Here is a 2,813-nt window from a genome sequence, read left to right as displayed (position 1 = left end):
CTTGTAGGCCTGGTGAAGCGCGTGAAGTCCTCGTGGTGGCCCCACACCGTCGCCGCTTGATCATGGGCCGCGGTCAGTCCGCGGGGAGGTCGGAGGGGGTGTCGACGTCGTCGGGGCGGCCGGTGCCGTCGCAGGGAACGGTCGTCACCAGGTCGGGACGGGCGACGATGAACGCACGCGCCCCCACGTCCCCCGTCGCCGCCGCCATGACCTCCGGCCACACCGAGCGGTCCAGGAGCACCGGGTTGCCGCGCCGTCCGTCGTAGGTCGCGACGGCGACCCGGGCACCGTCGTCGATCCAGGCCGCGCACAGCCGCGAGACCGCCTCGGGCCCGACCCAGGGCTGATCGACCAGCGCCACCACCACAGCGCCGATCCGCTCGAACCCGGCGCCCGACAGTGCCCGCAGGCCTGTCCGCAGCGACGAACCCATGCCGGTCGCCCAGTCCGGGTTGTGCACGACGATCGCGCCCGGCACCGTCAGCGACACCGCACCCGAGACGACCACCACCGGCCGGCACGCCGCCCCGAGCAGCCGCACGGCACGGTCGACCAGCCGCTCTCCCTCCAGCTCGACCAGCGCTTTCGGCGCTCCGAACCGCGACCCCGACCCCGCGGCGAGAACCAGCCCCGCGGGACCGGCACTCGGCTCAGCGGACATCCGCCGCGAGTGGCTCACGGTGGATCGGCCCGGTGGTGTCGCGCAGCCGCCGCCCGCTGCCGCCCCACCGTGCCGCGACGATCTCGGCCGCGATCGACACCGCGGTCTCCTCAGGCGTCCGGGCGCCGATGTCCAAGCCCAGCGGCGACGACAGCCGCGCCAGATCGTCGTCGCCGATCCCGCGGGAGCGTAGCCGGGCGACCCGGTCGTCGTGGGTGCGCCGCGACCCCATGACGCCGATGTACGCGGCCGGGGTGCGCACGGCGGCCTCCAGCAGGGGCACGTCGAACTTGGGGTCGTGGGTGAGCACGCAGATGACGGTGCGCGCGTCGACCGGCGTCGACGCCAGGTAGTCGTGCGGCCACTTCACGATGACCTCGTCGGCGTCGGGGAAGCGCCGCGGCGTCGCGAAGACCGGCCGCGCGTCGCACACCGTCACGTGGTAGCCGAGGAAGCGCCCGATCCGCACCAGGGCGGCGGCGAAGTCGATGGCGCCGAACACCAGCATCCGCGGCCGCGGCGCGAACGACTGAACGAACACCTGCAGGTCGTCCAGCCGCCGTTCGCCGTCGGCTCCGTAACGGCGGATGCCGGTCATGCCCTGGTCGAGCATGCCGCGGGCGTCGTCGGTGACGGCGTCATCGAGCCGCTGCCCGCCGAGCGTGCCGGCCACTCGGTCCGGCCAGATGACCGAGTGGGCGCCGACGGGGCCCGGTCCGGCCACGATGGTGGCCGTCGCCACCGGGTCGGACGAGTCCACGCTCGACGCCAGGTCCGGCAGCGACGGGAACGTCGTCGCGTCGATCGCCTCCACGAACACGTCGATGATGCCGCCGCAGGTCAGGCCGACGGCGAACGCGTCGTCGTCGCTGACCCCGTACCGCTGCAGAACCGGCGGCCGGCCGTCCATGACCTCCTGCGCGAGCTCGTACACCGCCCCCTCGATGCAGCCACCGGACACGCTGCCGACGGCCTCGCCGTCGTGGGTGACCGCCATGGAGGCGCCGGGCGGGCGGGGGGCGGACTCGAACGTGCTGACGACGGTGACCAGGCCGGTGCGCCGCCCGTCGCGGACGGCGGACACCAGCTCATGCATCACCTCGTGCATGGCCACCACCCCTCCGGGGCCCGTCGAGCACGCGGGCCAGCTCCTCCATGGCCCCCAGCGAGTGCCCGGCGACCAGCCGGTCGACGTACGGGAGCGCCGCCCGCATGCCGCCGGTGCTGGGGGTGTAGCCCGGCCGGCCGCGATGCGGGTTCACCCACACGATACGTCGCGCCAGCCGGGACAGCCGAGCCATCTGCGCGCCGAGCAGGCCGGGGTCGCCACGCTCCCAGCCGTCGCTGCCGATGACGACGACGGCGCCGCGTGCGGTGCCGCGCTGGCCCCACCGGTCCAGGAACTCCTTGAGCTCGTCGCCGAGCCGGGTTCCGCCGCTCCAGTCCGGGATCGCGGCCGAAGCCGCCGCCAGCGCCGCACTCGGCTCTCGGCCGCGCAGCTCCCGGGTGACGCGGGTGAGCCGGGTCCCGACCGTGAACACCTCGGTGCCTGGCCGCGCGCGGCAGGCCGCGTGCGCGAACCGCAGCAGCGTCTCGGCGTACGGCGCCATGGACCCGCTGACGTCGATGACGAAGACCAGCCGCCGCTGCCGCCGTCCGTGCCGGTGGCGACGGAGCTCGACCGGCTCGCCGCCGTGCCTGAGCATGCTCCGAACGGTGCGGCGGGCGTCGACCGGGCCCGACGGGGTCGGGCGCAGCCGCCGCGTCGGCCGGTCCGGCGCCGCGAGCAGCAGCGCGCTGACGTAGCGGTGCACCTCGGCGCGGTCGGCGGCGCTGAGCGTGGCGACGTCGCGGTATCGGAGCACCTCGGCCCGGCTCGCAGTGGCCAGCAGCTCCGGCGGCGGGTCGCCGGCGCGTTGCCCGTCGGGCTCGACGGCGGGATCGGCGGGCACCGCGACCAGTCGCTGAACCGGCGGGACCCGCACCCGCGACGGCGTCGTCCCCTGCCCGCCGAAGTACGCGGCGAACACCCGGTCGTAGCGCTCGACGTCCTCCGGCGACGCGCACAGCGTCACCCGCCCGGACCAGTACACCGACCGCAGCGAGCCGGCGCCCAGCGCGTCCAGGGCCGCCAGCATCGCGTGCACCCGGG

General features: G+C 75.3%; 3 protein-coding genes. All 3 read right to left on the bottom strand.

Going from position 1 to position 2,813, the window contains the following annotated elements:
- Window positions 1-73 precede the first annotated feature (73 nt).
- Complete coding sequence (locus E1269_RS31915; protein WP_131902275.1) at window positions 74-661, bottom strand: nucleotidyltransferase family protein; 588 nt, start codon at window positions 659-661, stop codon at window positions 74-76.
- Window positions 651-1,769 carry an XdhC family protein gene (locus E1269_RS31910; protein WP_131902273.1) on the bottom strand — a complete coding sequence of 373 codons (1,119 nt, stop codon included), beginning with the start codon at window positions 1,767-1,769 and terminating at the stop codon, window positions 651-653. The genes E1269_RS31915 and E1269_RS31910 overlap by 11 nt, the downstream gene beginning before the upstream one ends.
- Window positions 1,750-2,813, bottom strand: a 1,064-nt coding sequence (locus E1269_RS31905; protein ID WP_131902271.1) for a vWA domain-containing protein, incomplete at its 5' end; no start/stop codon positions are given. The genes E1269_RS31905 and E1269_RS31910, both read right to left, overlap by 20 nt.

This window comes from Jiangella asiatica (assembly GCF_004349065.1).
GTDB lineage: Bacteria > Actinomycetota > Actinomycetes > Jiangellales > Jiangellaceae > Jiangella > Jiangella asiatica.
Note: the sequence above shows the minus strand (reverse complement) of the source record. Positions and strands in the feature narration are given on the sequence as shown.